The following is a 2,554-nucleotide window of genomic DNA, read 5'->3' on the forward strand; positions in this document are numbered from 1 at the left end:
GAATTTAGTGGATTTTGTTAATGGATATGATAATTAATAAATTTATTAATAAATGGGGCTGTCCCAGGAGCAATTAAAAATTGCCCTGTGACAGCTCTTTATTTATATTCAAGATATTATACATTATCTAAATTGTGAATAATTTATATTACCTACGGATAAACTTGATCAACTGACGAAGTTGTTGGCTATATGAAGTGAATTTTTTATTAATAATTCATCAAAAATTATTGACTTTTATGGATTACAAATGTAAGATTAAAAAAGAGGATTACAGTTGTAAGTTTAAATGGGAGGTTTAAAATGAAACAAAATATTTCGGAATCAGAATTAGAAGTTATGAAAATATTATGGAAGATGAATAAAGCTACAAGTGCTGAAATTATAGAATTATTAAAAGATAAAACTGAGTGGAAGCCAAAGACTATACAAACTCTTATTACAAGACTTGTATCAAAGGAATTTGTAAATGTTGATAAGAGTAATAAAAAATCTTATATATACAGTCCTAATATTTGTGAAAGAGAATACAAGAATTATGCTAGTAAATCATTTTTGGAAAAGTTATATAATGGTTCTATAAATAAAATGGTATTAAGTTTTGTTAAGGATAAAAAATTATCTAAAGAAGAGATAGAAGAGCTAAAAGATATATTAAGGGATGAATAAAAAAGAGGTGGAGTATGTCAAATTTATGGAGCTATATATTAAGTTCTACTATTTATGGTAGTATTACGGGAGTTGTAATATTAATTATAAAAAAGTTATTGGAAAATAGGATAAACAAGAAATATGCACATATGTTATGGATGATATTAATAATTAAGCTTATCATGCCATTTGGGCCAGAAAGTCATATAAGTTTATTTAATAAAATACCTGTGAAAATTAATCAATTCTCTAGCATAAGTGAAACTAGAACTTTTGATAAAGGAGTAAATTATTCAGAAGGTAGTATCAGTGAAAATTTATCACAAGAAGAAAATATGATAAGTGAAAACTATAATAGTAATATTAGTTTTAATAGAAACGAAGATAGTATAAATACTTTTTCTAAAATAATACCAATTATTTGGATAAGTGGTGCAATTATATCTTTAATCACTTATATAACAATTTATTTATATTTTATAAGAAATATTAGAAAAAAAGAAAAAATTGTCTACACACACTTAGAAAGAGTTTTAGATACTTGCAAAGAAAAGCTAAATATAAAAAGAAAAATTCATATTGTAATAGATGATACAATAAATTCACCATCTTTAATAGGAATTTTTAAAATTAGAATTATTTTGCCAAGTAACTTAATCAATTTAAGCGAAGAAGAGTTAAAACATATATTTCTACATGAACTATGTCATTACAAAAACAAAGATATTATAGTAGATAATATATTAATATTTTTACAAAGTGTACACTGGTTCAACCCTCTAATAATGTACTTATTTAAACAGATTAGAAATGATATGGAAATGGCTTGTGATGAGAGAGTTTTATCTATTTTAAATGAAAAGCACCATAATGAATATGGACTTACTATGCTTACTGTACTAGAAAAAGCTAATTTTAATAAAAGATTTTCTATAGGATTAAATATGGCAGATGATAAAAATACTATAAAAAAGAGGGTAGAGCTTATTAAAAATTCAAAGTATATTTCAAGGAAAAAGAAGATATTCACTATAACGGGAATAGTTTGTTTAATTATGATGGGAGGAATACTTCTTACTAGTAGAATACCTTTAGATGACAAAAATAACGGTAACTTTGAATATGCTCAAATTTCAAGTGACAATTTGGATGATGCTATTTCAGAAGTGATAATAGAAAATTATTTAGATGTTCTTGAGGGTGAGTTTCCAGTTGAGAGTCATGAAATATTAGGTAAGAAGGCAGATGAAAATTTTATAGAAGTATATATAATGAGTACATATGGTATTTATGAATTTCAAAATAATGTATTTAACTTAACTACAGGTGTGTCTAATATTCCTATGAAAATAAAGTTCTCTAAAAATAAAGACAAAGAAAATTTAAAAAATAATATTAAGTATCGTTGTTTAGATAGTAAAACAGCTGAAGATGGAGCTTTGTTTGAAGACTCATTATATGATATGTTTCCTAAGAAAGAAGCGCTACAGGCATTGAATAATAGTATGGATGAGAATTTTTCTAAAAAGTTATTAGAAGATATTAATAAACAGGCAAAATCTTATGTAGAAAGTTTGGGAAGAAAATCTGAAGTTACATATAGTTATGCTCCAAAAAAGGAATTAAGTGATGAAATATTAAGTGCCATGTCAGGTAATGAAGAACTATATAAATTTCCACAGTATATAGGTAATAGAGAAGTCATTGAAAATGGGAAAAGATATATTTATGAAACTGAATATAATGAAAAAACAGGAATTTTAAGTTTTTATAAATATAAGAGTGATAAAGAAAAATCTTATATAATCCAATATAAATTTAGTGGAAATGATATTAAAAAAATAGAAAGTGATAATTTTTATTAAATATATTAAAAAAGTATATATAAATTAAATTGAAAAAA

The 2,554-nt window shown here is 24.3% G+C and carries 2 protein-coding genes; both read left to right on the top strand.

Annotated features, from left to right (window positions below; all coding sequences use genetic code 11):
* Positions 1-303: 303 nt before the first annotated feature.
* Positions 304-669, top strand: coding sequence for a BlaI/MecI/CopY family transcriptional regulator (locus tag J7G74_RS12680; RefSeq protein WP_297135987.1), 366 nt, complete (start codon positions 304-306; stop codon positions 667-669).
* Positions 670-683: 14 nt separating this feature from the next.
* Positions 684-2,516, top strand: coding sequence for a M56 family metallopeptidase (locus J7G74_RS12685; RefSeq protein ID WP_297135989.1), 1,833 nt, complete (start codon positions 684-686; stop codon positions 2,514-2,516).
* Positions 2,517-2,554: the final 38 nt, after the last annotated feature.

Source organism: Terrisporobacter sp. (genome assembly GCF_017888745.1).
Classification (GTDB): Bacteria; Bacillota; Clostridia; order Peptostreptococcales; family Peptostreptococcaceae; genus Terrisporobacter.